General features: G+C 72.5%; 39 protein-coding genes and 1 pseudogene. 22 read left to right on the top strand and 18 right to left on the bottom strand.

The genetic code is table 11. From position 1 onward, the window contains the following. Nucleotides 1–3: 3 nt before the first annotated feature. Both ACSDG8_RS03800 and ACSDG8_RS03795 read right to left on the bottom strand, forming a co-directional pair. Nucleotides 4–657, bottom strand: coding sequence for a Type 1 glutamine amidotransferase-like domain-containing protein (locus ACSDG8_RS03800; protein WP_210891135.1), 654 nt, complete (start codon nucleotides 655–657; stop codon nucleotides 4–6). Between the two features lie 79 nt (nucleotides 658–736). Continuing rightward, entirely contained in the window at nucleotides 737–1099 is a 363-nt protein-coding gene (locus ACSDG8_RS03795) for a nuclear transport factor 2 family protein (RefSeq protein ID WP_210891137.1), read from the bottom strand. A gap of 134 nt (nucleotides 1100–1233) precedes the next feature. Between ACSDG8_RS03795 and ACSDG8_RS03790 the strand changes: the two genes are divergently transcribed. The 4 genes and pseudogenes from ACSDG8_RS03790 to ACSDG8_RS03775 all read left to right on the top strand — a co-directional run bounded on the left by ACSDG8_RS03790 (nucleotide 1234) and on the right by ACSDG8_RS03775 (nucleotide 4077). After that, the gene (locus ACSDG8_RS03790) at nucleotides 1234–1725 is read left to right on the top strand and encodes a hypothetical protein (RefSeq protein ID WP_210891139.1); all 492 of its coding nucleotides are present in this window, start codon (nucleotides 1234–1236) and stop codon (nucleotides 1723–1725) included. 73 nt (nucleotides 1726–1798) lie between these two features. Next, nucleotides 1799–2620: an AraC family transcriptional regulator gene (locus tag ACSDG8_RS03785; RefSeq protein ID WP_210891614.1), complete on the top strand. Its 822-nt coding sequence runs from the start codon at nucleotides 1799–1801 to the stop codon at nucleotides 2618–2620. A gap of 66 nt (nucleotides 2621–2686) precedes the next feature. Continuing rightward, the gene (locus ACSDG8_RS03780; RefSeq protein ID WP_210942666.1) at nucleotides 2687–3268 is read left to right on the top strand and encodes a dihydrofolate reductase family protein; all 582 of its coding nucleotides are present in this window, start codon (nucleotides 2687–2689) and stop codon (nucleotides 3266–3268) included. A gap of 66 nt (nucleotides 3269–3334) precedes the next feature. Next, nucleotides 3335–4077 (top strand): annotated as a pseudogene (locus ACSDG8_RS03775) (SDR family NAD(P)-dependent oxidoreductase). 73 nt (nucleotides 4078–4150) lie between these two features. Here ACSDG8_RS03775 and ACSDG8_RS03770 read toward each other — a convergent pair. Beyond that, on the bottom strand, nucleotides 4151–5077 hold the full coding sequence (locus ACSDG8_RS03770) for an oxidoreductase (protein WP_210942665.1): 927 nt from the start codon (nucleotides 5075–5077) through the stop codon (nucleotides 4151–4153). A gap of 80 nt (nucleotides 5078–5157) precedes the next feature. Here ACSDG8_RS03770 and ACSDG8_RS03765 point away from each other — a divergent pair, with 80 nt between their 5' ends. The 5 genes from ACSDG8_RS03765 to ACSDG8_RS03745 all read left to right on the top strand — a co-directional run bounded on the left by ACSDG8_RS03765 (nucleotide 5158) and on the right by ACSDG8_RS03745 (nucleotide 8252). Next, the gene (locus tag ACSDG8_RS03765) at nucleotides 5158–5799 is read left to right on the top strand and encodes an acyl-CoA-like ligand-binding transcription factor (protein ID WP_210891147.1); all 642 of its coding nucleotides are present in this window, start codon (nucleotides 5158–5160) and stop codon (nucleotides 5797–5799) included. Between the two features lie 56 nt (nucleotides 5800–5855). After that, nucleotides 5856–6137: a hypothetical protein gene (locus ACSDG8_RS03760; protein WP_210942664.1), complete on the top strand. Its 282-nt coding sequence runs from the start codon at nucleotides 5856–5858 to the stop codon at nucleotides 6135–6137. A gap of 60 nt (nucleotides 6138–6197) precedes the next feature. Then, complete coding sequence (locus tag ACSDG8_RS03755) at nucleotides 6198–6683, top strand: hypothetical protein (RefSeq protein WP_307856157.1); 486 nt, start codon at nucleotides 6198–6200, stop codon at nucleotides 6681–6683. A 181-nt stretch (nucleotides 6684–6864) separates the two neighbouring features. Next, nucleotides 6865–7242 carry an MmcQ/YjbR family DNA-binding protein gene (locus ACSDG8_RS03750; RefSeq protein ID WP_439427660.1) on the top strand — a complete coding sequence of 126 codons (378 nt, stop codon included), beginning with the start codon at nucleotides 6865–6867 and terminating at the stop codon, nucleotides 7240–7242. A 257-nt stretch (nucleotides 7243–7499) separates the two neighbouring features. Then, nucleotides 7500–8252: a GNAT family N-acetyltransferase gene (locus ACSDG8_RS03745; RefSeq protein ID WP_439427659.1), complete on the top strand. Its 753-nt coding sequence runs from the start codon at nucleotides 7500–7502 to the stop codon at nucleotides 8250–8252. 172 nt (nucleotides 8253–8424) lie between these two features. On the opposite strand, the gene ACSDG8_RS03740 is transcribed toward ACSDG8_RS03745, so the two are convergent. Further along, the gene (locus tag ACSDG8_RS03740) at nucleotides 8425–8934 is read right to left on the bottom strand and encodes a DinB family protein (protein ID WP_439427658.1); all 510 of its coding nucleotides are present in this window, start codon (nucleotides 8932–8934) and stop codon (nucleotides 8425–8427) included. Here ACSDG8_RS03740 and ACSDG8_RS03735 point away from each other — a divergent pair. Next, on the top strand, nucleotides 8933–9082 hold the full coding sequence (locus ACSDG8_RS03735; protein ID WP_439427657.1) for a hypothetical protein: 150 nt from the start codon (nucleotides 8933–8935) through the stop codon (nucleotides 9080–9082). The genes ACSDG8_RS03740 and ACSDG8_RS03735 overlap by 2 nt on opposite strands. 12 nt (nucleotides 9083–9094) lie before the next feature. Here the strand turns inward: ACSDG8_RS03735 and ACSDG8_RS03730 are convergent, their stop codons facing one another. Beyond that, nucleotides 9095–9538 carry a winged helix-turn-helix transcriptional regulator gene (locus ACSDG8_RS03730; RefSeq protein ID WP_439427656.1) on the bottom strand — a complete coding sequence of 148 codons (444 nt, stop codon included), beginning with the start codon at nucleotides 9536–9538 and terminating at the stop codon, nucleotides 9095–9097. A 14-nt stretch (nucleotides 9539–9552) separates the two neighbouring features. On the opposite strand from ACSDG8_RS03730, the gene ACSDG8_RS03725 reads away from it, so the two are divergent. After that, nucleotides 9553–10374, top strand: a complete 822-nt coding sequence (locus ACSDG8_RS03725; RefSeq protein WP_439427655.1) for an SDR family NAD(P)-dependent oxidoreductase — start codon at nucleotides 9553–9555, stop codon at nucleotides 10372–10374. A gap of 15 nt (nucleotides 10375–10389) precedes the next feature. Here the strand turns inward: ACSDG8_RS03725 and ACSDG8_RS03720 are convergent, their stop codons facing one another. After that, nucleotides 10390–10857, bottom strand: a complete 468-nt coding sequence (locus ACSDG8_RS03720; protein ID WP_210891159.1) for an SAM-dependent methyltransferase — start codon at nucleotides 10855–10857, stop codon at nucleotides 10390–10392. Nucleotides 10858–10958: 101 nt separating this feature from the next. On the opposite strand from ACSDG8_RS03720, the gene ACSDG8_RS03715 reads away from it, so the two are divergent. The 4 genes from ACSDG8_RS03715 (at nucleotide 10959) to ACSDG8_RS03700 (ending at nucleotide 13515) form a co-directional block, all read left to right on the top strand. Then, on the top strand, nucleotides 10959–11810 hold the full coding sequence (locus tag ACSDG8_RS03715) for a PhzF family phenazine biosynthesis protein (RefSeq protein ID WP_210891162.1): 852 nt from the start codon (nucleotides 10959–10961) through the stop codon (nucleotides 11808–11810). Further along, the gene (locus ACSDG8_RS03710; RefSeq protein WP_210891163.1) at nucleotides 11807–12505 is read left to right on the top strand and encodes a class I SAM-dependent methyltransferase; all 699 of its coding nucleotides are present in this window, start codon (nucleotides 11807–11809) and stop codon (nucleotides 12503–12505) included. The genes ACSDG8_RS03715 and ACSDG8_RS03710 overlap by 4 nt, the downstream gene beginning before the upstream one ends. Before the next feature lie 96 nt (nucleotides 12506–12601). After that, nucleotides 12602–12970, top strand: coding sequence for a YciI family protein (locus tag ACSDG8_RS03705; RefSeq protein ID WP_210891165.1), 369 nt, complete (start codon nucleotides 12602–12604; stop codon nucleotides 12968–12970). 80 nt (nucleotides 12971–13050) lie between these two features. Beyond that, nucleotides 13051–13515 carry a hypothetical protein gene (locus ACSDG8_RS03700; RefSeq protein ID WP_439427654.1) on the top strand — a complete coding sequence of 155 codons (465 nt, stop codon included), beginning with the start codon at nucleotides 13051–13053 and terminating at the stop codon, nucleotides 13513–13515. Nucleotides 13516–13535: 20 nt separating this feature from the next. Here the strand turns inward: ACSDG8_RS03700 and ACSDG8_RS03695 are convergent, their stop codons facing one another. After that, entirely contained in the window at nucleotides 13536–13940 is a 405-nt protein-coding gene (locus ACSDG8_RS03695) for a nuclear transport factor 2 family protein (protein ID WP_439427653.1), read from the bottom strand. Between the two features lie 67 nt (nucleotides 13941–14007). On the opposite strand from ACSDG8_RS03695, the gene ACSDG8_RS03690 reads away from it, so the two are divergent. From ACSDG8_RS03690 to ACSDG8_RS03680, 3 genes are all read left to right on the top strand, one after another. After that, the gene (locus ACSDG8_RS03690; protein ID WP_439427652.1) at nucleotides 14008–14544 is read left to right on the top strand and encodes a TetR/AcrR family transcriptional regulator; all 537 of its coding nucleotides are present in this window, start codon (nucleotides 14008–14010) and stop codon (nucleotides 14542–14544) included. 195 nt (nucleotides 14545–14739) lie between these two features. After that, the gene (locus tag ACSDG8_RS03685; RefSeq protein ID WP_439427651.1) at nucleotides 14740–15528 is read left to right on the top strand and encodes an alpha/beta hydrolase; all 789 of its coding nucleotides are present in this window, start codon (nucleotides 14740–14742) and stop codon (nucleotides 15526–15528) included. A gap of 9 nt (nucleotides 15529–15537) precedes the next feature. Continuing rightward, on the top strand, nucleotides 15538–15936 hold the full coding sequence (locus tag ACSDG8_RS03680) for a VOC family protein (protein ID WP_439427650.1): 399 nt from the start codon (nucleotides 15538–15540) through the stop codon (nucleotides 15934–15936). A 10-nt stretch (nucleotides 15937–15946) separates the two neighbouring features. On the opposite strand, the gene ACSDG8_RS03675 is transcribed toward ACSDG8_RS03680, so the two are convergent. Together ACSDG8_RS03675 and ACSDG8_RS03670 are read right to left on the bottom strand one after the other, a co-directional pair. Further along, nucleotides 15947–16336: a VOC family protein gene (locus ACSDG8_RS03675; protein WP_439427649.1), complete on the bottom strand. Its 390-nt coding sequence runs from the start codon at nucleotides 16334–16336 to the stop codon at nucleotides 15947–15949. 17 nt (nucleotides 16337–16353) lie between these two features. Beyond that, nucleotides 16354–16548 carry a DNA-binding protein gene (locus ACSDG8_RS03670; RefSeq protein ID WP_210891178.1) on the bottom strand — a complete coding sequence of 65 codons (195 nt, stop codon included), beginning with the start codon at nucleotides 16546–16548 and terminating at the stop codon, nucleotides 16354–16356. A gap of 162 nt (nucleotides 16549–16710) precedes the next feature. On the opposite strand from ACSDG8_RS03670, the gene ACSDG8_RS03665 reads away from it, so the two are divergent. Next, a complete protein-coding gene (locus ACSDG8_RS03665; protein ID WP_439427648.1) occupies nucleotides 16711–18117 on the top strand; it encodes an alpha/beta fold hydrolase in 1407 nt (468 codons plus the stop codon). On the opposite strand, the gene ACSDG8_RS03660 is transcribed toward ACSDG8_RS03665, so the two are convergent. From ACSDG8_RS03660 to ACSDG8_RS03640, 5 genes are all read right to left on the bottom strand, one after another. Beyond that, nucleotides 18024–19184, bottom strand: a complete 1161-nt coding sequence (locus tag ACSDG8_RS03660) for a hypothetical protein (protein ID WP_439427647.1) — start codon at nucleotides 19182–19184, stop codon at nucleotides 18024–18026. The genes ACSDG8_RS03665 and ACSDG8_RS03660 overlap by 94 nt on opposite strands. A 33-nt stretch (nucleotides 19185–19217) precedes the next feature. Further along, nucleotides 19218–19538, bottom strand: a complete 321-nt coding sequence (locus ACSDG8_RS03655; protein WP_120573821.1) for a PadR family transcriptional regulator — start codon at nucleotides 19536–19538, stop codon at nucleotides 19218–19220. A gap of 41 nt (nucleotides 19539–19579) precedes the next feature. Further along, a complete protein-coding gene (locus ACSDG8_RS03650; RefSeq protein ID WP_439428028.1) occupies nucleotides 19580–20077 on the bottom strand; it encodes a YcxB family protein in 498 nt (165 codons plus the stop codon). Between the two features lie 98 nt (nucleotides 20078–20175). Next, a complete protein-coding gene (locus ACSDG8_RS03645; protein WP_439427646.1) occupies nucleotides 20176–20919 on the bottom strand; it encodes an SAM-dependent methyltransferase in 744 nt (247 codons plus the stop codon). Nucleotides 20920–20973: 54 nt separating this feature from the next. Then, nucleotides 20974–21750 (bottom strand): hypothetical protein, encoded by a 777-nt coding sequence (locus tag ACSDG8_RS03640; protein WP_439427645.1) that lies wholly within the window; start codon nucleotides 21748–21750, stop codon nucleotides 20974–20976. Between the two features lie 112 nt (nucleotides 21751–21862). Between ACSDG8_RS03640 and ACSDG8_RS03635 the strand changes: the two genes are divergently transcribed. Further along, nucleotides 21863–22327, top strand: a complete 465-nt coding sequence (locus ACSDG8_RS03635; protein WP_439427644.1) for a MarR family transcriptional regulator — start codon at nucleotides 21863–21865, stop codon at nucleotides 22325–22327. Nucleotides 22328–22341: 14 nt separating this feature from the next. Here the strand turns inward: ACSDG8_RS03635 and ACSDG8_RS03630 are convergent, their stop codons facing one another. Continuing rightward, nucleotides 22342–22566 (bottom strand): hypothetical protein, encoded by a 225-nt coding sequence (locus tag ACSDG8_RS03630; protein WP_439427643.1) that lies wholly within the window; start codon nucleotides 22564–22566, stop codon nucleotides 22342–22344. 117 nt (nucleotides 22567–22683) lie between these two features. Between ACSDG8_RS03630 and ACSDG8_RS03625 the strand changes: the two genes are divergently transcribed. Continuing rightward, a complete protein-coding gene (locus tag ACSDG8_RS03625) occupies nucleotides 22684–23559 on the top strand; it encodes an alpha/beta fold hydrolase (RefSeq protein WP_210891190.1) in 876 nt (291 codons plus the stop codon). A 10-nt stretch (nucleotides 23560–23569) separates the two neighbouring features. Here ACSDG8_RS03625 and ACSDG8_RS03620 read toward each other — a convergent pair whose 3' ends face one another. Beyond that, nucleotides 23570–24175 carry a YdeI/OmpD-associated family protein gene (locus tag ACSDG8_RS03620; protein WP_210891192.1) on the bottom strand — a complete coding sequence of 202 codons (606 nt, stop codon included), beginning with the start codon at nucleotides 24173–24175 and terminating at the stop codon, nucleotides 23570–23572. A 10-nt stretch (nucleotides 24176–24185) separates the two neighbouring features. Then, nucleotides 24186–24575, bottom strand: coding sequence for a winged helix-turn-helix transcriptional regulator (locus ACSDG8_RS03615; protein ID WP_307856155.1), 390 nt, complete (start codon nucleotides 24573–24575; stop codon nucleotides 24186–24188). A 61-nt stretch (nucleotides 24576–24636) separates the two neighbouring features. On the opposite strand from ACSDG8_RS03615, the gene ACSDG8_RS03610 reads away from it, so the two are divergent. Continuing rightward, on the top strand, nucleotides 24637–25302 hold the full coding sequence (locus tag ACSDG8_RS03610) for an NAD(P)-dependent oxidoreductase (RefSeq protein WP_210891194.1): 666 nt from the start codon (nucleotides 24637–24639) through the stop codon (nucleotides 25300–25302). Here ACSDG8_RS03610 and ACSDG8_RS03605 read toward each other — a convergent pair. Continuing rightward, on the bottom strand, nucleotides 25299–25955 hold the full coding sequence (locus ACSDG8_RS03605) for an HAD family hydrolase (protein WP_210891196.1): 657 nt from the start codon (nucleotides 25953–25955) through the stop codon (nucleotides 25299–25301). The genes ACSDG8_RS03610 and ACSDG8_RS03605 overlap by 4 nt on opposite strands. Nucleotides 25956–25992 lie beyond the last annotated feature (37 nt).

The raw sequence follows: 25992 nt of genomic DNA, 5'->3' as shown, positions 1-25992 counted from the left end.
CCGCTATGCGGGGAACCGCCTCCACTGCCCCTCGGAGACGACCTCGACAGTGCCGTCGACCACCGTGATCGCCGTCTGGTCGTCGATCGCGTACGCCGGACCCGCGATCTCGGCCGCCCACTTCTCGGCGTTCGCCATGGTGTTGTCCGGTTCCATACCCAGGTGCGGGAAGATCGAGAAGTCGACGAGCCCCAGCGTGCGGTCGTCGGGCGCGGACTGCCACTCGACGAAGTCCTTCCCGACGCGGGGGGTCAGCACCATGCTCCCCGCGCTCAGCCCCACCCAGACGGTGTCCGGCAGCGACGGCAGCAGGTCCGCCAGCCCGGACTGCCGCATCCAGTGGCACAGGTACGTCGCGTCGCCGCCGTGCACGAGGATGACGTCCGCCTCGCGGACCCAGGGGACCCACCGCTCCTCGCCGATGCTCGGTAGCGCGGTCAGTTCGAGGACGCCCAGCGACTTCCAGCCCAGCCCGGTCATGGGTAGCGGCGTCTGACCGGTGATGAAGCGCCAGGCCGAGGCCGGGCCGCCCATCGGGTAGGCCGCCGTGGGGATGCAGAGCGCGTTGGACTCGGCGATCGGCTTGCCCAGCAGGCCGACGAGGGCATCCTGGATGCTCGGGTTCTGGACGCCCGCGGATGTGAGAAGAAGCTTCACGCCTACCTCCGGTGGTAGCGGTTGGGTGCACGGGAATGCAGACCGGGCGCCGTATCGAAACTCATCGCCACGCCTCGCGTCACTCGCGGATCTCCATCGCTGTCACCAGGCCGTCGTCGAGGCGGTAGACGTGCGTCACGGTGTGGTCGGCGAGCTTCGCACCAGCTTTGTCGTGCACCACTTGATGAACGGTGACGGCGATCCGGCCGTCCGGCTCCGTGCGGAACGCGGTCGGCGTGACGACGGGTTCGAGCTGGTCCCACTGCCGCCGCCAGTAGGCACTCACCTGGTCCCGGCCGCTGAGGACGCCTCCTTCCCAGCCGTTGGGCCACGAGACGTCCGGCGTCATGGCGGCCAGCAGCGTGGGGATGTCACGCCTGTTGAAGGCCGCGTAGAGGTTCGTGAGCAACGCCTGGGAGGTCCGGCGTCTCGGCGAGTCCATCGAGCCAGCATGGCCGGTGGACGAGCCCTCCTGAAGGCAACTTCGCGGTCAGCAGAACGGCAAACCCGAGGGCCGCGCCTCCGGCGGATCGTCTGAGCCCGTCCGGCTGGAATCGCGTTCGTAGACTTCCGGCCGTGCGAGTTCCTCTTGCGATCGCCGGGGTGGTCGTCGTGCTGGGTGCGGCGGCCGCGACCGTGGCCGGGGTGCGCTGGACGGCCGCCGGCGAACCGGTTTCCGTGACGGCGCCGCCGGGAGCGTCCACCACGCTGCCGGAAGGCGCCTACGAGCTGGTCGTCGACAACCGGGCGCACGAGCTCTACGTCGACCTGCGCACCGACCGCGGTGATCCGGAGGTCGACACATACGCCATGCCGTTAGCGACCGGTTGGGAGGAGGTCCGGTCCGCTGTCGCCGGGCAGCTCGACGGCTGGAAGCAGGCCGGGAGCTGCCCCGACAGAGGGCAGTGGCTAGTGCAGTGCGCCTGGTCGGAGCCGACCCGCTGGTGGCCCCGCACGGTGTGGATCGTCTTCCTCCGGCCGGCCCCGCCCGATGACCGCAGGTCCTACCTGTGGCCCGACAACACGGTGCTGTTGATCGGCTCTGCCCGGGGTGCCGACCGTTCGTGAACCGGCCCCGGCGGGGCGTCGGCGACGACGGCGGGGCGTCCGCGATGCTGTCGACGTGGAGTACGTATCCAGAGTGCCGCGACCGCCGCTGGACGGGCTGATCGACGACCTCTACTACCTGGCGGGCACGCCGCCGTACCCCCGGTTGACGCTGCCGCCGATGCCGGCGGCGCTGCTCATCGTCAACCTCGGCGCGCCGTTCCGCGTCCGCGGTGGCACCGACATCGAGACCACCGGGTACGCCGACGGCTGCGTGATCACCACGCCCACCCGCGCGTTCGAGTTCGGCTACCCTCGCCCGACCCGGTCCGTCGGCGTACACGTCAAGCCGTGGGGCCTCGCGCCGTTCCTGCCGATGCCCGCGGCCGAGCTGTGCGACCGCCCGGTGACGCTGGAGCAGGTCTGGGGCCGGCCCGCCGTCGCCGAGCTGCGCGACCGGCTGGCCGCGGCGGACGGGCCGCACGAGATGCTGACGCTGCTCGAGGAGGAGCTGATGCGGCGGCTGTCCGAGACCACCGGCCTGGGGCTGGTCCGGCACACCAGCGGCGTCATCGCGGCGACCAGCGGCGCGGTGCCGATCGGTGACCTGAGGACGGCGGCCGGTGTCAGCAGCACCCATCTGGCGCAGCGGTTCAGGGAACTCGTCGGCGTCACGCCGAAGCGGCTGGCCCGCACCTACCGCTTCGCCGCCGCCGTGTTCGCGATCGACCCCGCCGGGCCGGTCGACTGGGGTGAGCTCGCAAGTCGCGCGGGCTACTTCGACCAGGCCCACTTCGGCCACGAGTTCCGGGCGTTCACCGGGCTCACGCCGACCCGGTACGTCGAGGTCCGGCGGCGGTTCCTGCGCGAACACCCCGGCCACGTGATCGACGGCTGGCCGCTGCCGGCCGATTGATTTCCTACAAGAACGGCGGCCCGCGGGACGCTAGCTTGGGGGCACCCGAGGCAGAGGAGAACCGGCGTGGGCACTGTGGTCCTGTACAGCTCGGTGTCGGTGGACGGCTTCGTCGCGGACGACAACGACCAACCCGGCCCGCTGTTCGACTGGTTGACCAGCGGTGACGTTCCGCTGGACGACAGCGGCGCGCTGAAGGTGTCGCAGACGTCCCACGACTACGTCCGGCCGTACTGGGACCAGATCGGGGTGACAGTCGTCGGACGGCACGTCTTCGACCTGACCGACGGCTGGGACGGGACGCCGCCGAGCGGAATCGACCACGTGGTCGTCGTGACGCACCGGCCGGCGCCCGACGGCTGGAACCCCGAGGCACCGTTCCACTTCGTCGACGGCGTCGAGGCGGCCGTGGCCAGGGCGCAGGAACTCGCGGGGGACCGCATCGTCGAGATTGCCGCCGGTGACGTCGGAGGCCAGGCGCTCGCCGCGGGCCTGGTCGACGAGGTACGGATGGACGTCGTACCCGTGGTGTTCGGGTCCGGCAAGCGCTTCTTCGGGTCGGTCGACGCGCAGCACCTGCTGGAGGATCCCGACGTGGTCCTTCCGGGCGAGCGGGTGCTGCACCTGCGCTACCGGGTGCGCCGCTGACCGAACGCGAACGCGGCGTCCGATCCCCGCCGGACAGACGGCCCGTCGTCGACCAGGCTTGCTCCCATGAACAACGCACTCGACGGCAAGGTAGCTCTCGTCACCGGTGGTGGCCGTGGCATCGGCGCGGCGGTGGCCCTGCGCCTGGCCGAGGACGGCGCCGATGTGGCGCTGACGTTCCAGCAGAATCAGCGTCGCGCCGACGACGTGGTGGAGCAGATCAAGGCTGTGGGACGGCGCGCGATCGCCGTGCGGGCCGACAGCGCCGATCCGGCAGCGGTGATCGCGGCGGTGGACCGGGCCGCCGGTGAGCTGGGCCGGTTGGACTCCTGGTCAACAACGCGGGCGCGTTCCTGCTCGGGCAACTGGAGCAGTTGAGCCTCGACGAGTTCGAGCAGACAGTCGCGGTGAACGTCCGGGCGCCGTTCGTCGCCTCGCAGGCCGCGGTGCGCCACATGCCGGCGGGCGGACGGATCGTCAACATCGGCAGCAACGTGGCCGAGCGGGCGGTCTTCCCGGGCTTCTCGCTCTACGCGATGAGCAAGACCGCCCTGATCGGTCTGACCAAGGCGCTCGGGCGCGAACTCGGCGGTCGAGCGATCACGGTGAACCTGGTGAACCCCGGTGCCACGGACACCGAGCTGAACCCGGCCGACGGCCCGAACGCGGACACGATCAACGGGTTCACCGCCCTCGGCCACTACGCGCAGCCGGCCGACGTGGCCGCCGCGGTGGCGTTCCTCGCCGGCCCGGACGGGCGTTACGTCACCGGCGCGACTGTGAACGTCGACGGCGGATTCACCATCTGACCATCGGGAACGGCCAGGGTCGTGACGGGAAGGACAGCCGCCCAGGACGATCCAGAGCATCGTCGTGGTCGGGTCAGGCGGGCGACCGCAGCGAGTCGAACCGTACGCCGGTGGCCTGTTCGGACAGCTCCCACAGGCGGCGGCCGTGCTCGGGGTCGGCCGCGGCGGGGGAGAGCTTTCCCGGCGCGGGGTGGCCGCGTAGTTCGCCTGGCCCGCCCGGGGCGATGAGACCGCCCGACGGCGCCGTGGGGTCGGTGGCGGCGAACAGTTGCGGCCAGGCGCCGTGGTCGGCCGGCTGGGCGAGCAGCGGGTTGCCGATCCGGCCCAGCAGGATTCGCCACATTCCGGTGGTGGCGCCGGTCTGCAGGTTCGTGGCGGTGTAACCGGGGTGGGCGAGGATGCTGCGTAGCGGGCTCGCCGCGGCGCTGAGCCGACGGTGCAGCTCGACGCCGAACATGGCGTTGGCCAGCTTGGACGTGTTGTAGCAGCCCATCGGGGAGTAGCGCCGCTCGCGGGCCGGGTCGGCGAAGGGCGGTTTCGCGCGCTGGTGGTTGACCGAGGTGACGGTGACCACCCGGGGGTCGCGGCCGGCCAGCAGCAGGTCGAGCAGGAGCCCGGTGAGCGCGAAGTGCCCGAGATGATTGGTGGCGAACTGGAGTTCGTGCCCCTGTGGACTGAGGGTGTGCGGCGTGGCCATCACGCCGGCGTTGTTGATCAACACGTCCACCCGGCGGTGGTCGGCGTGCATCCGGTCGGCGAACTCGCGTACCGAATCGAGGTCGGCCAGATCGAGCCGCCGTACCTCCAGATCCGCGCCGGGTTGGGAGGCGGCGGCCCGGCGGCCCTTCTCCTCGTCGCGGACGGCCAGCACCACGCGAGCGCCGCGGGCGGCGAGCGCCCGGGTGGTGGCCAGGCCGAGGCCGCTGGTCGCGCCGGTGACGACGAAGGTACGGCCACTCAGGTCGGGGATCCGCTCCGCTGTCCAGCCATCAACACCCATGAGTCTCACTGTGCGCTCGGTGGCACTGAGTGTCAACGATTGCGTCAGATGTCATCATCGGCATCGCATAGCATCGGTGAATGGGATCTCGTGTGGACGGCGGCATGGCCGAACGCAAACGGCAGCTGGTCGCCGACGAGTTGCGTGACGCCGCCCTGATGCTGCTCGCCGACCGCGGCTTCGACGTGGTGACGATCGACGACATCGTGGCGGCGGCCGGCATGTCGCGGCGTACCTTCTTCCGCTACTACGCGTCCAAGGAGGACGTGGTTGTCCGGTTCCTGGCCGACATGGGGGCGGACGTCGTCGCCGAACTCGCCGCGCGGCCACGCGCCGAGCCACCGTCGGTCGCGCTGCGCCACGCCGTCTGGGTGCCGCTCGCCTCCTGCGCCGGCCATCCCGACCACGCCGAGCGGGCCCGGGTCGTGGTCCGGTTGATCCTGGACACCCCGGCGCTGCAGGCCCGCTGGCTGGAACGCCAGATCCAGTGGCGCGCCGGTCTGGCCGCCGAACTGGCCGCCCGCCGCGACCTCGACCCGGGCGCCGACCCCTATCCGGGGATGGCCGCCGGGATGGCCCTGCTGGCATTGGACACGGTGCTGCGGCAGTGGCGGGCGGGAGACGACGAGCAGCGTCTGGCCGAGTTGACCGACCAGGCGTTCACCGTCGTGGCCCCGGCCCTCGACGCGCCTGCTGCGCCGGGCGCCGACGGTTTGCGTTGACATCAGCCCGGGACCGGGCCACTGACGGTGGTGCGGACCCCTCCTACCGTGAGGACATGCGGTGGTATCTCCTGCTCGCCGGCATCGGGCTCACCACGGGCCTCACAGTCCTGATCCGTCTGCGCGTACGCCGTCGCCCGGAGACCGCGGCGGACAAGGCGGCGGCCGCGCGGGCCGCCATGCGATCCATTCGCCGTAGCTCACCGCGTCCCGGTCGCGACATCTTCGAGCGCGGCCGAGGCGTCCCCGACCGGCACTCCGCCGCCATCGCGGAGAACGCTGTCTACGGCGACGCCGCGACCTTTGATTCGGGCGGTGGCGGCGGGGGAGTGGACTGAGGCGGACAGCGCGCCGGATACCCGCTGGCGTGTGCCGGGCGCGGCGGGTACACCTGGGCGGTGATCCTCATCCAGCGGGTCCGCGTCCGGTGGACCGCCGACGCCCGCGGCGCGCCCGCGGCGAACGCCCGCCGCGGGCTCGTCCGGGCGATGCCGCTGCCCCGGGCGCTGCCGGAGGGCGAGGTGGTCGTCCACGACGTGCTCGCCGACCAGGCGGCCGGCTACCGGCACCGGGACGGGGTACGCGCCGCAGGCGTCGCGCTGGCCCGCGAGGCCGGGCTCTGGATCGGGTATGACCAGGCGTCGATAGTCGTGGACCGGCTGCCCGGGCCGGCGGCCTTTCCGCGCCCGTCGGCGTCGTCGCGGCTGTTCACGCTCGCCCCGGGGCAGGTCGGCCGCTACCGGGCCAACTTCCGCTTCACCGGCTGCTCGTGCAGCCCGAGCTGGTACTACGAGGAGTGGCTGGTGCACGTCGTACACGGCGCGGTGGCATCCTTCGGCCCGCCGGACCGCGACGTCGACCACCGCGTGCGCCTGTACGGGTGACGCGTCAGCTGCCGAACCAGACGACGAGTCGTACGTGGTCCTCGCCGTACCGTTCGGCGCGTTCCACCCGCCACATCATGTCTCCCGAGCGCACGGGGCCGCAGTCCCGGTCTGCCCACTGCGGGGTGGCGCGGTGGCTAGGCTGTGCCGGTGTGGAAGACGGTGTGCCGGGGTGACCGTCATGGTTGACGCGGACGACGTCCGCCGGCTGGCGCTGTCGCTGCCCCACGTGGTCGAGATCGACAGCGACGGCTTCGACTTCCGGGTCGCCGGCAAGGGGTTCGTCTGGTCCTATCCGGAGCGTACGCCCGGGAAACCGCGGCGCATCCGCACCGACATCGCCGTGCTGTACGTGGGAGACGAGGCGGAGAAGCAGGCGTTGCTCCTCGGCGAGCCCGACCTCTTCTTCACCACCCCGGCGTACGACGGGTCACCCCTGGTCATGGTGCGGCTTGCGCACGTCGGCGTCGAGCGCCTGACGGAACTGGTCACCGACGCGTGGCGGATGCGTGCCCCCGACCCGCTCACCGGTGACCTCGGCGAGGGCACCGGAGCGTGACGCCGCCCTTCCCGTCCTCGTCGGTGACCGACGATTGACACGTCCGAGGCGGAGGAGGAATAGTCGGCGTCGACCCCGCTGTTCGCGTGGGCACTCTGCATGAAGGAATGACGCCTGTGATCCGGGTAGGCCGAGCGGCCGCCTGAGTGTCGGGCGCGCGACGGACGACCGTCGTGCGGCCGCGACACGGTGGGAGCGGCCCGATGTCTCCTCCATCAGTCGCAGTTCCCCTCATGCAGCGAGGTTTCACGTTGAGCATGGATTTCCGCATCCAACAATCAGTCGTCGTCAACCTGTCCCGTCGGCCCGCGCCCGTCGAGGTGGGGCCCTTCGTGCTCGGGCTGGACCCGACGACAACCAGCCCGTACGTCAACTACGCGACGCCGCGTCCCGGCGCGGCCGTCACGGCGGCCGACGTCACCACGCTGGTCGCGGCGTTCCGCGCCGCGGACCGCACACCCCGTCTGGAGTACGTCACCGGTTGCGCTCCCGATCTGGAGGCGCTGCTGACCGCCGCGGGCTTCGTCGTGGAGGCCCGGCACACCTACCTGCTCTGTGTGCCGGCGACGCTGGTGTCCCCACCGGTGCCGGACCGTTTCCGCCTGTGCGAGCCGGGTGCCGACCCCCTGCGCGCCGCGCTGATCAGCGTGCAGAACGAGGCGTTCGGCGACGACTCGGTCGCCTCCGAGGCCGACGTGGCTCGGCTGCGGCACCAGCAGGACGCCGGGGGCGTGGCCGTCATGGCTCTCACCGAGGACGGCGGCTGCGCGGGCGGCGGCGGTGCGGCTGCGCCTGCCGGCGCGGTCAGCGAGGTGGCCGGCATCGCCGTCCGCGCGCCCTACCGCCGCCGGGGACTGGCGTCCGCGATCACCGCCGAGGTGACCCGGCGGCTGTTCGGCGCCAGTACGGAGGTCGCCTGGCTGGAGGCCGGCGGCGAGGACTCGTGGCGGGTCTACGAGCGTGTCGGCTACCGGCCCGGCGGTCAGCGGCTCTACCTCGCGATGAACTGAGACGGAGAGCCCGGGCCGGGTTGCGGCGACCCGGACCCGGGCCACCTCTGCGGCAGTCGCGAGGTCACAGGCCGTGGCACCGCGTTACGCCAGGACACGATCAACGGGTTCGCCGCCCTCGACCACCACGCTCAGCCGGCGGATGCGTGGCCCCGACTCGTCGAGCGGCACGTCACGCCGCCCGCTGTCCGTCGATGATCTGCTCCCGGAGGATGTCCGCGTGCCCGCAGTGCTGGGCGAGCTCGCGCAGGACGTGGAGATACACCCAGCGCAGCGGAACCGGGCCCCGTCGGTGGCCGGTGAGGATGTCGTCCAGACCTCGCGTGGAGGTCGCCCGGCGTGACGCGGCTCGGGCGTCGCGGTAGGCCTGTCGGACCCCGGCGATCGTGTCGCCGTCGTCGAGGAGGAACGAGTCCTCCGACCGCTCGGGGATGCCGATCTCGGCTCGCGACCGACCGGTGACGGCTTCGTCGAACCAGACCTTCTCGACGAAGGTCGCGTGCTTCACCAGACCCAGCAGCGTCGTCCGGGAGGACACCAACGATCGGCGTGCCTGTTCCTCGGTCAGTCCGTCCAGGAAACGGTCGAGCGCGTCGCGGTGCTCGTCGAGAAACGCCTCGAACTGGGCCTGGATCGGCTGCGCGACGATCTCGGCGGAGAAGGTGGGCGGGAAGGACGGCATGGCCGAAGCATTCCAGATCGGCGCCCGCAGCCCCGCGGACAAACGCCGGACCGGTGAGGTGAGCCCGGGCGAGGAGACCGGGCTGAAGGGCTCGGAGCCGCAGGGGACGGTCGACGGACGTCAGCTCCGCACCCGTGCGCCCGGATGAGCGCAGGGCGTCTCAGGCGGGTCGCTGACGTACCGCGACGATCTCGGCGTGGTGAGCGACCGCCCAGTCAGCCAGCGCGGAAAGCGGATCCAGAAGGCTGACACCGAGTGGCGTCAGCCGGTACTCGACGCTCGGCGGCAACGTCGGAAACACCTCACGTTCGACCAGGCCGTCGTTCTCCAACGCCCGCAAAGTCCGGGTGAGCATGCGCGGGCTGATGCCCTCCACGGCCCGGTGCAACTCGTTGAACCGGTGCGGACGTCGGCCGAGCAAGGTGATCAGCAGCAGCGTCCACTTGTCGCCCACCCGTCGCAGCAGGTCGGTGACCGGACAGCGGTCGTACTCGCCGGCCGGAACCGGCATCGGCAGCCGATGATCGTGCAGCGAGGCACTCACCTCGGTGTTACCTGTGGACATGAAAGTGCCTTCTTTCGCCTCCGCCGCCCTGCTGCCCACGATGAGGCAGGCCGATGAGCAGAACGATAGGGGGCGTCGTGGGCGTCGTGGTGGTCAGTGGCGGTACGAACGGGATGGGACGCGCGTTCGCCCTGGGGCGGGCCGAACGTGGCGACCGGGTCCTGGTGCTCGGCCGCAACCGTGAACGCGGCGAGGCGATGGCCGGTGGCCTGATCGCCTTCCTTCCCGTCGATCTGTCCAGCGTGGCCGAGACGCGGCAGATCATCGAGCACATTCTCGGCGAGCACCAGGTCGTGGACGCGTTGGCGCTGTTCGCCAATGCTGTGACGCCGCGTCGTGTCGTGACGGTGGAGGGACTGGAGCGCACGTTCGCGCTCTACTACCTCAGTCGCTACCTGCTCAGTTTCGGTCTGCGTCCGGCTCTGGACCGGGCGACCGCGCCGGTGATCGTGAACGTCGCGGGTGTCGGTGTCAGGAAAGGCGAGGTGCGCTGGGCTGATCCGCAGATGACGACGGGCTACTCGGCCATCGCCGCGCAGTTGCAGGCCGGTAGGGCCAACGACCTGCTCGGCGTGGGCTTCGCCCAGCGGTCCGGTAGCCGCGCCCGATACGTGCTCTACCATCCCGGGTTCACCAGGAGCGGTGACCGCAGCGCGCTCCCGTTCGTGGTCCGGGGAATGCTGGCGGTGGCGGCGGCGGTCGCCGCCCGGTCCGTCGCGGACGCGGTGGCGCCGATTCACCGGTTCCTGGACGCGCCGCCGACCGCACCGGTGACCGCCGTCGACCGGGGGAAGCGACTTCCGCCCGGTTTCCCGACCCTCGACCCCCATGACGCCGAGCGGTTGATGGACCTCACGGAAAGGCTCCTGCGGTGAGGCGCCGCGCCCACTCTACGGCTGGAAGTATTCGGACATCATGTCGCTGACCCACTCCGGCTGTCGGACGTCGGCGGGGACGAACTCCTTCATCACCGGCTTCAGGTCGATCACGGGCGTGCCGGACACCGCGTCGAGGCCCACCACCGTCAGCTCGCGGCCGTTCACGGCCTCGATCGCGCAGCACGTCACGCCGATGCGGTTCGGCCGCCGGGGGCCACGGCCGGCGAAGACGCCCATCGGCGGCAGGCCGGCCCGGCCCCGGTAGGGACGGGGCTCGCGGTGGTCGCCGTCGTCCGCGAACCGGTCGAAGACGAACACGACCTCCACGTGCGAGAACTCCTCCAGGCCCTGCAGGCACGCCTCGCCGAAGCGCTCGTCGACGACGATCGTGCTGCGGACGGCGCCCCAGTTGTCGCTGTGCTGGATGTCCGTCCGGTCGTTGTGCACCGTGCCGATCGGCGTGATCTCGAAGGAGCTCATGACCGGAGACTAGTTCCGCATCGAGCGCACCGGTGTCCCTGCTGCGCCGGGAGCCGGTCACGGGGCAGACGAGCCGGACCACCGGCGCTAGGCTCATGATCATGGACATTCTCCGATACGCCGCGTTCACCGCCGACCCCACCGGTGGCAACCCGGCCGGTGTCGTCCTGGACGCCACCGGGGCGGGCGACGCGGAGATGCAGCAGGTGGCGGCCGAGGTCGGCTACTCCGAGACGGCGTTCCTCGTCCCCGGCGGGGACGGGCGGTTCACCGTGCGCTACTTCAGCCCGAAGGCGGAGGTGCCGTTCTGCGGCCACGCGACAATCGCCTCGGCGGTCGCCTACGCCGAGCGGCACGGCCCGGGTGTGTTGCACCTGGACACCCGCGCCGGGCTGGTCGAGGTCGCCACGAGCGTGCAGGCGGACGGCATCACCACCGCCACGCTGACCAGCGTCGCGCCGCGCAGCGTACCCCTGGGCGTGGACGACCTCGGGGCGCTGCTCGCCGCGCTGCGCTGGTCGCCGGAGGATCTCGACCCGGCGCTGCCGCCGCGTGTCGCGTACGCCGGGGCCTGGCATCCGATCGTGGCCGCCGCGACCCGGCAGCGCCTGGCGGACCTGGACTACGACATGGCGGCGCTGAGCGCGCTGATGGCCGAGCGGGACTGGACGACCATCGACCTGGTGCACCGCGAGTCCGAGCTGGTGTTCCACGCGCGCAACCCGTTCCCGCCCGGCGGCGTGGTCGAGGACGCCGCGACCGGCGCGGCGGCCGCCGCGTTCGGCGGCTACCTGCGCGAGCTGGGCCTGGTGCGACCGCCCGCGACGGTCACCGTGCGGCAGGGCGACGACATGGGCCGTCCGAGCCTGCTCACCGTCGGCATTCCCGCCGATCCCGGCGCCGGGATCGCGGTGACCGGCACCGCCGTGCCCGTCCCGCAGACAGCCCGATGAGACCGGACCACTACGACGGTTTCGCCGAGCGGTACGCGGCGGAGAACGAGTCCAGCCTGTTCAACGCCTACTACGAGCGGCCCGCGATGCTGGAACTCGCCGGGGACGTGCGGGGCCGGCGGATCCTCGACGCCGGCTGTGGCGCCGGCCCGCTGTCCGAGGCGCTCGCCGCGCGCGGCGCCGTCGTGACCGGTTTCGACGCCAGCCCGGCGATGGTCGAGCTGGCCCGCAAGCGGCTCGGCGGGGCCGCGACGCTGCTGGTGGCCGACCTGGGCGGGCCGCTGCCGTTCGCCGACGACGCCTTCGACGACGTGATCGTGTCGCTGGTGCTGCACTACTTCGAGGACTGGACCGCGCCGCTGGCCGAGCTGCGCCGGGTGCTGCGTCCCGGCGGCCGGCTCCTGGTGTCGGTGAACCACCCGATCGGCTACGAGGTGGCGTTCCCGGAAGCCGACTACTTCGCCGTCGCGAGATGGTCCGAGGAGTACGACTTCGACGGGCAGCGGGCCACGCTCACCTACTGGCACCGGCCGCTGCACGCGATGGCCAAGGCGTTCACCGACGCCGGTTTCCGCCTGTCGGCGATCAGCGAACCGCCGTTCTCGCCCGACACGCCGCGCGAGCTGCTGCCCCCGGAACTCGACGGCCGTACGGCGTTCCTCTGCTTCATCTTCTTCGTTCTCGAAGCGCGGTGAATCCGCCGGCGGCGTGACGTCGGATTCGCGGCGGCTCGTTCGTCGTACAGGTGAGGAGGCGGCCGGACCGGGCCGCCCGGACAAGGGAGTCATGGCATGCCGCGGTACCTGATCTCGTTCAACGACGGCGCGATGGACCACATCCCCGCCGAGGAGCTGCCCGAGGTGGGCAGGGACGCGCACGCGGTCATCCAGGAGGCCGTGAACGCGGGCGTGTTCGTCTACGGCACCGGGCTCGAACGCCAGCAGGCGAGCATCGTGGGCACGGACGGGATGGTCACCGACGGGCCGTACCCGGAGACCAAGGAGGTCATCGGCGGGTTCGTGATCCTCGACGTGGCCTCACGCGACGAGGCGCACAAGTGGGCCGCCAAGATCGCCGTCTCGTGCCGGTGCGCCCAGGAGGTCCGGGAGATCATGCCCGACCCCGAGACGGAGGCGATGCTCCGCGCGGCGGGCCGCTGACGGGTCCGATGTCGACGCGACGACGGTGGGCGGGGCACCCGGACGGAGGTCACGCCCACCATGATCGCTAGCCTCGTGCGGTGAAACGTGAACTCGCCGCGCTGTCCCTGCTGTTGGTCGTCTCCGCGTGCGCGCCCGCGGAACCCGCGCCGTCGTCCTCCACCGCGCCGTCGTCCTCCACCGCGCCGTCGTCGTCCACTGCTCCGCAGGCCGGCTCGACGGCGCCGGCGGACAAGTTCGCCGCCGGGGCGTGCAACATGGTGGCCCGGGTGATCGAGCAGCAGGACGTCAAGTTCACCTCGAACACGTCGATCGCCCTGCGTGCGGCAAAGGCGACCGATCCGGGCGTACGGGAGGCCGGCCAGCGACTCGCGGTGGTGACGAAGGAATCCGGAGACATGTTCGTCCGCAACGACCCGAACGAGGACACCGGCCCGGTCGACGCCCGCATGGCCGAGGCGCAGCGCGGGCTCCTGTCCGCGTGTACGGCGCTGTTCGGGCCGCAGCCGTGGCCGTTCGCCCCGTCGCCGACACCGACCACCTGAGCCGCGGCGCTGATGCCGGCTCATGCCGGGCCGGCGGCCCCGGCGATGGCGAGGGTGTGCTGATATTCGCGCCAGTGGGCCAGCTTGCCGTCCCGGGTCCGCAACACGCCGATGAACGGCGCGGAGGCGGTCACCCCGGTCACCGTGTGCGTGCCGACGAGTTCGTACTCGACCACGATCACCTCGGGATCGGCGGTCTCGTGTACGACCACGCCGCGGCAGTCGTCGAACCGCACCGGGAACGACGCCCGGCCCGCCCGCATGTACGCGAGAACGGCCTGCTTCCCCTCGGTGCGCGTCGGGTGGCCGGGTGCGGCGAAGGGCGTCTCGATCACCACGTCGTCGGCCAGCGAATCCGCCTCGAAGGTGGGCAGGTTCGCCAGCCACCGGGCGCACATGCCCTCGAAGATCTGCTGTGGTGTCATGCCGGCCTCCGAGATAATGAGTCGTAACTCGACTTGTGGCACGAAGAATAATGAGTGGAGACTCACTTTGGTAGAGGGTCCGCCCCTGCGCGCCGACGCGCAACGCAACCGGGCACGCATCCTGGACGCCGCCGAGGCGGTCTTCGCCGAGTTCGGTACCCGTGCCTCCACCGAGGAGGTGGCCCGCCGGGCCGGCGTAGCCATCGGCACGGTCTTCCGTCATTTCCCCACCAAGGAGGACCTGCTCGCCGCGCTGATGAAGCGACTGCTCGCGCAACTCGCCGAGGAGGCCGGAAGACACGACCTCTTCGGGTTCTTCCGGCACACGGTGGCGCAGGCCGCCGCGAAGAAGACGGCAGTGGAACTGCTCGCCGGATCCGGGGTGGACGTCCGGCTTCCGGACGCGGTGGGCCACCTGGAGGAAGCGGTGGGCAGGCTGCTGGAACAGGCCCAGGCCGCCGGAGCCGTCGCCGACTCGGTACGGCTCCCCGAGGTGATGGCGCTGCTCGCCGGCATGTGCCAGGGCGCGCTGCACGGTGGATGGGACGAGCATCTGCAAACCCGGACGCTGGCTGTCGTGTTCGCCGGCTTCGAGCGCGGCTGACGGCCCGGCGCGGATCACGCCGCGATAAACCGGTTGGCCGGCCCCGGCGAGCGCTGCTAGCTTGCCGGTGGCCGTGCCGGAGGACGAGGGAGGTGGTACCCGTGACCGCAGTATCGACATGGGTGCTCCCCTCGGGGGTCACGGCCGGGCGATAGGTCGTCCGGGAGCGCCGTCGCACTCCCGAAAGGCACGACCATGCGCTTCACCTCCGAACAGCGCCTCGCCGACGGCGTACGCGAGCGCGAATTCACCCTCGGCGACATCCCCGGCCTCCTGTGGACGCCCGCGTCCGCGTCCGAGCCGGTCCCGCTCATCCTGCTCGGCCACCCCGGCGGACTGCGCCGGATGTATCCGCGCCTGGTGGCCCGGGCACAGGGCTGCGTCGAGCAGGGCTTCGCCGCCGCAACCATCGAACTGCCCGGCAGCGGCGACCGGCCCGCGTCCGCCGCCGCCGAGCAGGCCCGCGCCGACCTGCGCCGGGCACTGACGGCCGGCGAGCCGGTCGCCGACGAGGTCGTCGACCGGCTCGTCCTGCCGCTGGTGGAGAAGGCGGTCCCGGAGTTGCGGGCCGCGCTGGACGCGCTCCTCGCGCTGCCCGAGGTCGGCGGCCCGGCCGGGCACGCCGGCGGGGTGATCTCCATCGGCGTACGGCTGGCGGTGGTCGAGCCGCGCATCGCGGCCGCGCTCCTGTTCGCCGGGAGCTTCGTGCCGCGCGCCATCGTCGCCGAAGCCCGGCGGGTCACCATTCCGCTGCACGTCCTGCTGCAGTGGGACGACGAGGGCAACGACCGGCAGATGGCCCTGGACCTGTTCGACGCCTTCGGCTCGGCCGAGAAGACGCTGCACGCCAACATGGGCGGGCACACGGGCGTCCCGTGGTTCGAGGGGGAGGCCGCGAACCGATTCTTCGCCCGGCACCTGAAGGCGGCCCCACCGGCGGCGACCTCGGCGGATCCGGGGGAGCGGACGCCGTCTCGCCAATAGGGTGATCGCATGGCGCCCGTGACCGGACTGGACCACGTCGTCATCGCCGTGTCCGACTGGCGGGCCGCCACCGACTTCTACCGCGACGTCGTCGGCGCCGAGGTGATCGGCGTCGGCGGCGACCGCGTCGCCTTCCGGATCGGACCCCACCAGTTGAGCGTGCACGGGCCGGGCGTAGACCTCGGCGGCAACGTCGCACGGATTCCCGTCCGCCCGGGCAACAGCGACATCTGCTTCCTCTGGGCGGGGCCGATCGAGGAGGCGGTGGCGCACCTGCGGCGGCACGACGTCGAGGTGGAGACCGGACCGGTCCGGCGGATCGGCGCCGGTGGCACCGGGACGAGCGTCTACTTCCGTGACCCGGACGGAAGCCTGCTGGAGTTCATCTCCTACCAGGAGACGCCGTAACGATGTCCGGTCAGAGCGGCGAGGCCACCGGCGGCGCCCAGGTGGGTCGCGGGATCAGGCAGAACGGATGGCCGGCCGGGTCGGCGTACACGTGGTCGCCCGGCAACCGCCGCGCGCCCAGCGCGAGCACCGCCGCGCCCGCCGCGTCCTGGTCGTCGACCATCACGTCGAGGTGCATCTGCTGCGGCACCGCCGGCTCCGGCCACGTCGACGGCGTCAGCCCGGGGGCGCGCTGGAACGCCAGCCCGGACGCCGCCGTACTGGCCGACACCACGGCGAAGTCGTCGTCCGCGTACGTGATCGGGTCGCCGAGGACCGCGCTCCAGAAGCGTGCCTCGGCCATCGGATCCGGGCAGTCGACGATCAGATGGTGGAGCCGCCCGACCGGCAACGCGATCACCCCGTTCCGCCGCGGCGTCAGCTCAGCCGCAGATCGTGTTCGGCGAGGGCGGCCTCGATGATGCCCAGCGCCTTCGGCCCCATGCCGTGCAACCGGGCCAGCTCCGCTCGCGGCACCCCCGCGAGCCGGCGCAGCGTGGTGTAGCCGGCCGCGTTCAGCGCCCGCGTGGCCGGTGCGCTGATCTTCGGCAGGCGGTCCAGGGGCGACGTCATCGCCCGATGCTAGACCGCCACGGCACGGCTCGCCTGCCCGTCCTCCGGCCGTCAGGGCCGGAATGGGGGAAAGACCCGACGGGCATATCGGGGCGTTTCCGTATGGGACTCGGGTGGGACGCCGCTGAAGAATCGACAGGCATCCAGACACCGGGAGGTGCCGTGTTCCGACGTACCGTGGCCGTCGCCCTGACCGCGCTCACCGTCCTGGCGGGACTGCCCGGCCCGGCCCGCGCCGGTGGTCCGCCGCAGCGGCTCGTGTGGGGCGAGTGCGCCGACGACCTGCCGAACGTCCCGCCGGATGAGCGCGTGCGATGCGCCCGGCTCCGCGTGCCGGTGGACTGGGCCCGGCCGAACGGCCCGACGTTCGAACTCGCCGTGGCACGCCGGCTCGCGCGAGCGCCGGAGCGGCGGGTGGGCACGCTGGTGTTCGGGCCGGGCGGCCCCGGCGACTCGGGGGTGGAACGCATCCGTAAGGGCGACCGGTTCAGCGACGAGTTGCTGGACCGGTTCGACCTGGTCAGCTTCGACCCGCGTACGGTCGCCCGCACCGCCGCACCCGTCTGCACGCCGGATCCGGCGCTGCGCAAGCCGCCCGTCCCGCTGACCGGTCCGGCCGACTTCGACGCCGCGGTGGCCTACAACCAGGCCCTGTGGGCCAGGTGCCGCCCGACCAGCCCAGTGTTCGACCACGCCGACACACTCAGCACGACCCGCGACCTCGACGCGTTGCGGCGGGCGCTGGGGGAGCGCCGGCTGTCCTTCCACGGCAGCTCGTACGGCACACTGCTGGGTCAGCAGTACGCCGAGCGGTACCCCGGCCGGGTACGGGCGGTCGTGCTGGAGGGCGTGTTCGACCACAGTCTCGACGTGCGATCGTTCGTGCGGACGCAGGCCGCCGCGTTGCAGGACTTGTTCGACGAGTTCGTGTCCTGGTGCGACAGGTCGGCCGACTGCGTGCTCCACGAACGGGACGTGCGGTCGGTGTGGGCGCAGGTTCTGGCCCGCGCGGACCGTGGCGAATACGCCCCCCGTACCGCGTTCGACGTCACCGCCGTGGCACTCGGCCTGCTCGCCGGCCCGCGCTGGCCGCAACTGGCCGCGACCGTGCGGGACATGGACGCCGGCACGCCGCCACCGGCTGTGAACCTCCCGCTCTCGGTCGCGGCGTTCTGCGCGGACTGGCCGGCGCGGGTGCGCGACTACACCGACTACGCCGGCCTGGTCCGAGACGCCGCGGCTGCCGCCCCGGACGTCCGGTACGGCGCCGGTCTGCTGGCCGTGCAGACCTGCCTGGGCTGGCCGTCCCCGGTCCGCAACCCGCCGCACGCGCTGAACGTGCACACCCGCACGCCGCTGCTGCTGCTCAACGCCCGGCACGATCCCCGCACCGGCTACACCTGGGCGGTGAACGTCGCCCGGCAACTCGGCCGGCACGGGCGCCTGGTCACCTACGAGGGCTGGGGCCACGGCACCTACCAGCGCACCGACTGCACGGAGGCGGTGGTGGACAGGTACCTGGTCGACCTGACGGTGCCCGCCCCCGACGCGCGATGCCCGGCGAACTGACCGCTGCTAGACCGCCGGCCCCGGCGCCCGGCGAGCGGGCGGGCCGCCGGGCGCCGGTAAGGCAGCGCCGCCAGGCCCAGCACGAGCAGCAGCAGGGCCGTGCCGACCAGGAACGGCAGCGACAGGGCGGGCTGGCCGAGCCACTCCCACGGCACGTGCCAGCGCGGATGCGGCTCGTCCAGGTGGTGCGTCAGCATCAGCGGCGCGCCCAGCAGGATCGGCCCGGCCCAGAACACCATCGCGACGCCGTACAGGACCTTCGCGGGCCCCTGCACCAGCGGGCGCCGTCCCTCGGTGCGCCGGCTGGCCCAGCCGAACAGCACCCAGCCGCCGGCCAGGCCCAGCACGAAGCCGAGCAGCCCGGCCGGGTAGGCGGTGCCGGGAGTGGCACGACTGAGGGTGACATTCGTCGAGCCGTCGCCGGTGAGTTCCACGGCGAGGATGTGGTCGCCGCGTTCGGCGTACACGGTGATGTCGGAGGGGATGGACGCCGGGTCGCATTGCGGAGTGTCGGGGACGCAGTCGTAGGCGTTGGCGTAGAAGGGCTCGTGGCGCTTCCACCCGGCGGCGTCCAAGCGCTGCCGCAGGTCGGTGAGGCCGCCGGCCGGCGTCTGGTCGAACGACGCGGTCAGCTCGGCCAGCGCGTACTCGCCGCCGTCACCGAGCAGCAGCTCGGACAGGAGATCCTCGTTCAGCGGGTGGCCGTAGATGAGGAACACGGCGGGCGGGTCGTCCTGGTCGATGTGGCTGACCTGCCGGTCCGGGTAGAGCTGCCCGACCACGGCGGCGAGGTCCCGGTGGTCGAGCGGGCGGGAGCCGAGCCAGGCGAGCCAGGTGCCGAACGACGCGGCGAACAGACCGCAGACCACCGCGAACACCGACGCCCAGGCCACCACGGAACGGCTCGCCGGCCGTCCCAGCCGGGCCCGCAGACCATGGCGTACGAGATTCGCCGCCACCCGGGTACGGCGGTGGGCCGGGCCGACGTCCCGTACCGTCTCCAGGATCTCGGCCCCGCGCGCGCGGCGGTAGTCACGGGGGTAGGCCAGCAGCAGCCAGCGGTGCATGGGTTTCTCCCTACGGGACCGCGACGGCCGGGGTCAGGCGGTGCGGGGCCGCAGGGCGCGCAGCCGGGTCTCGGCGGCGGACGCGAGCTGCCGCAGCCGCTCGGTCTGGCGTGCCAGCTCGGCCTGGCCGTCGGCGCGCAGCCGGTAGTAGCGGCGCAGCCTGCCGTCGACCACCTCTTCGTGGCTGAGTTCGACGAGGCCCTGCGCGACCAGCCGGTCCAGGGCGGCGTAGAGGGTGCCCGGCAGCAGGTTGACGCGACCGCCGGACAGACCGGCGACCTCCTGGATGATCCCGTAGCCGTGGCGCGGCTCGTCGGCCAGCGCGGTCAGGATCAGGAAAGTCGCCTCGCGCATTTCAGTCACCGAGGCAACATATACAGCCGATCAATACATCGTCAACGATTGCCGAGCAGTCCGCGTCCGGTCAGGAAGGCGCGCAGCGTCCCGGCGTCCTCGGCGGACATCAGCCACCGGGGGATCACAGTGGCCGGCATCCGTCCCACGTACACGATCCAGAAGTCAGGGGTCTCGGTGACCCGCTCGACGCCGTCCCAGGCGATGCCGCCGGACTCCGAGCCGCTGCGCATCATGATGTTGGTCTCGTCGATGTCGTAGCCGCCCTCGACGGCGTAGCCGCCGGAGCGGCGCCGGGCCCGCCACCGCACCCACGGCGCGTACAGCATCGACAGCACGCCGGCCACGATGAACGCGGTCCACAGCGACGCGAACCGGCCACCCCGCTCCGACGCCTGCGAGGCGACCCAACCGATCACCCCGATCGCGGCGAGGACCGCGCCGATGTAGCCGAAACGGCGCAGCCGGGCGGCGGCGAGCGCGGCGGCCACGCGGGCCGGATAGGCAGGGTCGGCCGGTACGGCGAAACGGATCTGCATCGGCACCGAGGACCACCCACCGGACTCGTGTTCTGGACGGCGGGAGCGCTGCCCCGCGACGACGTGCGGCTCCACGTTACCGGTGGCCGGCGGGGGTCTCAGATCCGGCGCAGCACGAACGTCACGAAGCCCAGCATGTTCCGGTACCCGCGCAGCCACTGGTCACGGTGCTCGCGGGCGGCCGTCAGCGCCCCGGCGGCGTCCGGGTGACCGGGGTTGTCCAGCGCCCACTCGGTGAGCGAGCCGGTCCACGACCACTCGTAGTCGTCCCACTCGGCGGTGTCGCTGACGTGCGCGTACACCGGGGTCCAGCCCGCCTGCTCGGCGGCGTCGACCAGACCGGCGAGGTCGGCGTGGTCGTCCGGTTTCGCGCCCAGCGCCGCCAGCGCCCCCGGCGTCGGCGGCACCTGCCAGAACCCCTCGCCGACCATCAGGATGCCATCGGTCTTCACGTGCCGCCCGGCCAGCCTCAGCGTCTCGCCGAAGCCGCCGAGTGCGTGCGTCGACCCGACGCACAGCACCAGGTCGTAGTCGCCGTCCGGCACGTACGCGCGGGCGTCGCGCTCGTGCAGCGTGAGCCGTTCGGCGAGGCCGCGTTCGGCGGCGGCGTCCGCTGCGCGTTCGAGCGCGTACGGGCTGAGGTCCACGCCGTCCGCGTGCCCGTCCGGGTAGTGCGCGAGGGCCTGCAACGCCCAGGCGGCCTCACCGCAGCCGAGATCGAGGATCCGGGCCTCCGGCCGCCGGCCCGCCCGGCGCAGCAGCCGGTTGAGACTGAGGCCGGAGATCGGGGCCGCGATCGGGTGGTGCGAATGCGCGATGCTGCTCAGGCGTTGACGGTCCATCGCCGCAGTCAACACGAGGACGGCGGGCCCGCGCACGCGGGTGGCCGCCGCCGGTCAGTGCCGGCAGACGATCGTCGCGTCATCGGTGGCGACGCCCTCGCGTGCCTCGGCCTCGCGGACCCGGCGGATGACGTCGGCGGGACCGTCGGTCTCCAGCAGACGCAGCAGGCCCGCCCAGCCGGCCAGCCCGAACGTGTCCACGAGCCGGCTCGCGCCGTTGCTGAGCAGCGCCGCCGTGCCCACCTCGCCGGCCGGGCACTCGCCGGTGACCGCCTCGTCCACCACCCGCGGGTCTTCCTTCGCGACCCAGAACCCGCCCGGGCTGTTGCGCCTGGCCCGCAGCTCCGTCAGCAGCCGCCGGTACTCCTCGCCGCCCTCGGGCACGTCCTTCAGCCGCTCCTCGAAGGACCGGGCGATCACCACCTCGCGCGGATCGTGGGCGACGAGCGGCTCGCCGCCCGCGCGGCCGACGACCGCCACCGCGTCGCCGAGAACCAGATGCTCGACGGTCCCGCCGGAGAACCGGAGCATCGCCACGGCCGCGAACGGGCTGATCGGATCGGCGACGTCGCACGTGTCGCGGTGCGAGTCGGTGACCCGCTCGATGCCCTCGGCCAGCACGTCGCGCAGGCTGCGATCCTGGTCCAGCGCGCCGAGGAGGGTGCCGCCGAGCCGGGTCGCGTACCAGGCGACGCCGTGGTGGCAGACCTTCTCCACGCCGGAGATGCCGCCGGCGCCGTCGACCAGGACCATGCCGCACGGTACGGCGCCGGCGAAGTCCTCGTTGCTGCGCCCGGGATGCCCCGCGTCGGTGGCCATCGCTACCCGCATCGACCCATCATGCCGTCATCGACAGGTACGCGATGCCCCGCGCGACTTGATCTGAAGCGCGGTTGAGGTCCTAGCGTCGTGCTCACCCGATAACTGCCGGAGGTAGATCACCATGACGACGCCGCACCTGTCCGACGCCGAACTCGCGGGCCAGCCGGCCGCCTACTGGACGGGAGTCGCGTACGAGTCGCTGATCGCCTTCACCCGGGCCCAGCAGGCCGTGCACGGCTTCACCCAGCCGCAGTTCTGGCTCCTGCGCAACCTGTCCACGAACGACCTTCTGCCCGGCGGTGGCGGGCTGACCGTCCCCGAGCTGCGGCAGGCGATGCGCTCCTACCTGCGTGCCGAGGACGATCTGGACGCCGAGGCGGAGGTCCTGCTGGAGCGCGGCTGGCTGACCCGAGACGCGGACGGCAGGCTGCGGATCACCGAGGCGGGCGAGGGCGCCCGGGTCAGGTTCAAGCAGTACGCGCCCGCGATCCGAGCCCGCATCCACGAGGGCGTCGACGACGCGGACTACGTCACCACGCTCAGGGTGCTCCGGCAGATGATCCGGAACACCGGCGGCACGGTGTAGCGCACCGGCCCGCCTCAGGACGCCCGAAGGCTTCGGATCGCCAGGCGGGCTCCCTGGTGGAGCAGCACGCCGGCGCCGGTGTTCGCGACGGCGAGCACCGCCGCGCCGAGCAGCCCGGCGCCGACGTCCATCACGCCGGTCGCGACCAGCAGGACCGGCCAGCCCAGCGCGGCGGCGACGAGCGACGACCGCCACCAGCGACCCAGGAGAACGCCGAACAGGATCAGCACCGGGATCATCGTGGGCGACCTCCTGCCGTCGGCTCGTTCGAGCGTACGCCCAGCTCACCCCCGCCGGTCGCGGTCCGGGTGCCGGAATCGGGCGTACGGGCGCGGCCGGGCCGCCAGGATGAGGTGATGCGCGCCAGCCAGAAGATCCGCCACCGGCACGTCGACGTCGACGGGCTGGAGGTGTTCCTCCGCGAGGCCGGACGCCCCGGCGACCCGGCCGTGCTGCTGCTGCACGGATTCCCCAGCTCGTCGCACACGTTCCGCGAGGTCATGCCCACCCTCGCCGAGGTGGCGTACGTGCTCGCGCCCGACCTGCCCGGCTTCGGCATGTCGTCCTCTCCCACCGTCGGCGAGTACGACTACACGTTCGGGAACCTGTCGTGGACCGTCGAACGCCTGCTCGGCCTGCTCGGCGTCGACCGCTTCTTCGTCTACCTGCACGACTTCGGCGCGCCGGTCGGCTACCACCTGGCCACCCGCGCCCCGGAACGGATCCGCGGCCTGATCGTGCAGAGCGGCAACGCGCACGCCGACGGGCTCGGCGCGCAGTGGGACACCGCGCGGGCGTACTGGGCCGACCCGGGCGAGGCCACGCGCGCCGCGCTGCCGGACTGGCTGACCTTCGCCGGCACCCGGGACCAGTACCTCGCCGGGCTGCCCGCACACGTACGGCCTTTGCAGGCGCCCGAGGCGTGGCACCTGGACTGGGAGCGGATGACCCGGCCCGGCAACGTCGAGGCGCAGTTCGCGCTCTTCACCGACTACGCGAACCACGTCGCCCGGTTCGGTGAGATCGCCGCGTACCACAGCGCCCACCAGCCGCCGGCGCTCGTGCTGTGGGGCCGGCACGACGCGTACTTCGACGTGGACGAGGTGCTCGCGTACCACCGTGCGCTGGACCGGATGGACGCGCACATCCTCGACGGCGGCCACCTGCTGCTGGAGACGCACGCGGCCGAGTGCGCCGCGCTCATGCGCGCGTTCGTCCGGGACCACTCGTGAGCCACGACGGTCACGGCGTGGCCGGCGGCTTCGCCTTCTGCGGGTGGAACGTCTCGTGGCGGGCCAGCATGGCGACGAACTCGCCGATCTTGCGCGTCCGGGTCTCCGCCCGCTTGACCGCGTTGAGCCGGTGGATGAGCGCGAACCGGTTGGCGCTGGTGAGGACGTCGAACATGGCCTGGGCGGCGGGCTCGGCCGCGACGGCGGCGAGCAGGTCGGCCGGCACCTCTGCTTCCGACGGCGGCGCGTAGGCCGCCGCCCACCGGCCGTCCGCCTTCGCGGCCTCCACTGCGGCCCGGCCCGCGGGCGTCATCCGCCCCTGCTCCTCCAGCCGGGCCACGTGCGTGACGTTGCGCTGCGACCAGGAGCTGCGCGCCCGGCGCGGGGTGTAGCGGATCCACGAGCTCTCGTGGTCGCGCTTGCGGCCCTGCCCGTCGATCCAGCCGAAGCAGAGCGCCTCGTCGACCGCCTGCTGCCAGGTCAGCGTGGTGAGCGTGCCGCCCTTGCGGCCCAGGGCGAGCCAGACACCGGGCGACGTGTCGTGGTTGGCGGACAGCCACGCGCGCAGCGCGTCCGCGTCGGGCACGATCAGCTCGTCCAGCTCGGCGGTTCCCATGGTCGGCAGACTATGCCGGGGGTACGACATCGGCGCCCGCCCGCCGTTCGTGTGACCGGCGGGCCGCCAGCAGTTCGCCCAGGTGCTCCTCGCTCCACGACCGGGCGGCCGCCACCAGCGTCAGCAGGCTGCGGCCCAGCGGCGTCAGCGCGTACTCCACGCGCGGCGGGTTCTCGTCGTAGGCGGTGCGCGTGACCAGCCCGTCGCGTTCCATCGCCCGCAACGTCTCGGCCAGCACCTTCGGCGTGATCGTGCGCAGCGGCGCCCGCAGCTCGGTGAACCGGCGCGGCCCGTGCTCCAGGCACAGCACCACCATCGCGGTCCACTTGTCGCCGATCCGCAGCGGCATCGTCCGCGACGGACACGCGGGATGGAACATGTCCGGATCGAGCGGCGTCACCGCCCGAGCGTAACGCCGGTACCGTTGCGGTAACCGGCACCCGGCGCTCTAGCGTCGCGCCATGACCAGCATCGCCGTCTTCGGCGCGGGCGGCCGGGCCGGCCGCGCGATCACCGCCGAGGCCCACCGCCGCGGCCACCGCGTCACCGCCGTCGTCCGCGACCCGGCCCGCCATCCCGACCTCACCTCCGCGGTACGCGGCGACGTCACCGACCCGGAGACGGTCACCTCGATCGGGTACGGGCACGACGCCGTCGTCCACGCGGTCAGCCCGGCGTCCGGGCCGGACGTGCTCGCCGCCACCGGCCCCGATCCGGAGTTCTTCGTCCGGGCGGCCGACGCGCTGCTGCACGGACTGGCCCGCGCAGGCGTGCCCCGGCTCGTGGCGGTCGGCCTGTTTGCCACGCTCACCGACGCGCACGGCCGGCCCCTCTACGACGACCCGGCCGTCCTGCCCGCCGAGCTGCGGCCGTTCGCGCTCAGCCACGCCGCCGGCCTGGACCGGCTCCGCGCGGCGGACACCACAGTCGACTGGCTCGTGCTCACCCCGCCCGCGGCGCTGAACGTGGACGGTCCCCGCACCGGCCGGTACCGCCTCGGCGGCGAGCAGGCCCCGGCGTCGGCGCACCTGTCGTACGCCGATCTGGCGGTCGCGGTGGTCGACGAGATCGAGTCGCCGCGCCACCACCGCACCCGGCTCTCGGTCTTCGCCGACGGGTCGGCCTAGCCGCCCGCCGCGTTGTGCCGCGCCACCAGGGCCGGCAGCTCGTCCAGCGAGTCGATGCGGAACAGGCACCGGTCGGCCACCGCCGGCATGTCGAGGATGTGGCCCCACGGTCCGCGCCGGATCAGGCACGCGGGCATGCCGGCGGCCATCGCCGGGGCGGCGTCGTTGTCCGGCCGGTCCCCGACGTACAGGATCGCCGACGCGTCGCCGCCGCCCTCCCGGACGACCCGGGCGAAGAACTCCGGCGCCGGTTTCGCCACGCCCCACGCCGCCGACGTGCCGATCACGTCCACCGGCAGGTCCAGGGCCCGCAGTGTCGCCTCGGCGTGCTCCGGCTGGTTGCCGGCCAGGCCGACGCGCACGCCCTGCTCCCGCAGGGCGGCCAGGCAGGCGCGCGCGTCCGGGTAGAGGTCCTGCTCGCCGAACGACTCCGGGTCACCGGCCGCGACCCGGCGCGCCAGCTCGGCGGTGAGGTCGAAGCCGGGCCGGAAGGCCCGGAACACCTCCTGGTAGTCCAGGCCCCGGGCGATCACCGCGCCGAAGACGGCGGAGAACGTGTGCCGGGGTACGCCGAGCCAGTCCGCCCAGGTGGCGAACTCGCGGGTCTCGTCGAGAATCGTCCCGCCGACGTCGAAGAAGACCGTCCGGATCATTCGCGGATCGTACTGTCGTTGATCAGCCAGTGGGGGA

It is taken from the genome of Micromonospora sp. LA-10 (genome assembly GCF_051853095.1).
Taxonomy (GTDB): domain Bacteria; phylum Actinomycetota; class Actinomycetes; order Mycobacteriales; family Micromonosporaceae; genus Micromonospora; species Micromonospora echinospora_A.
Note: the sequence above shows the minus strand (reverse complement) of the source record. Positions and strands in the feature narration are given on the sequence as shown.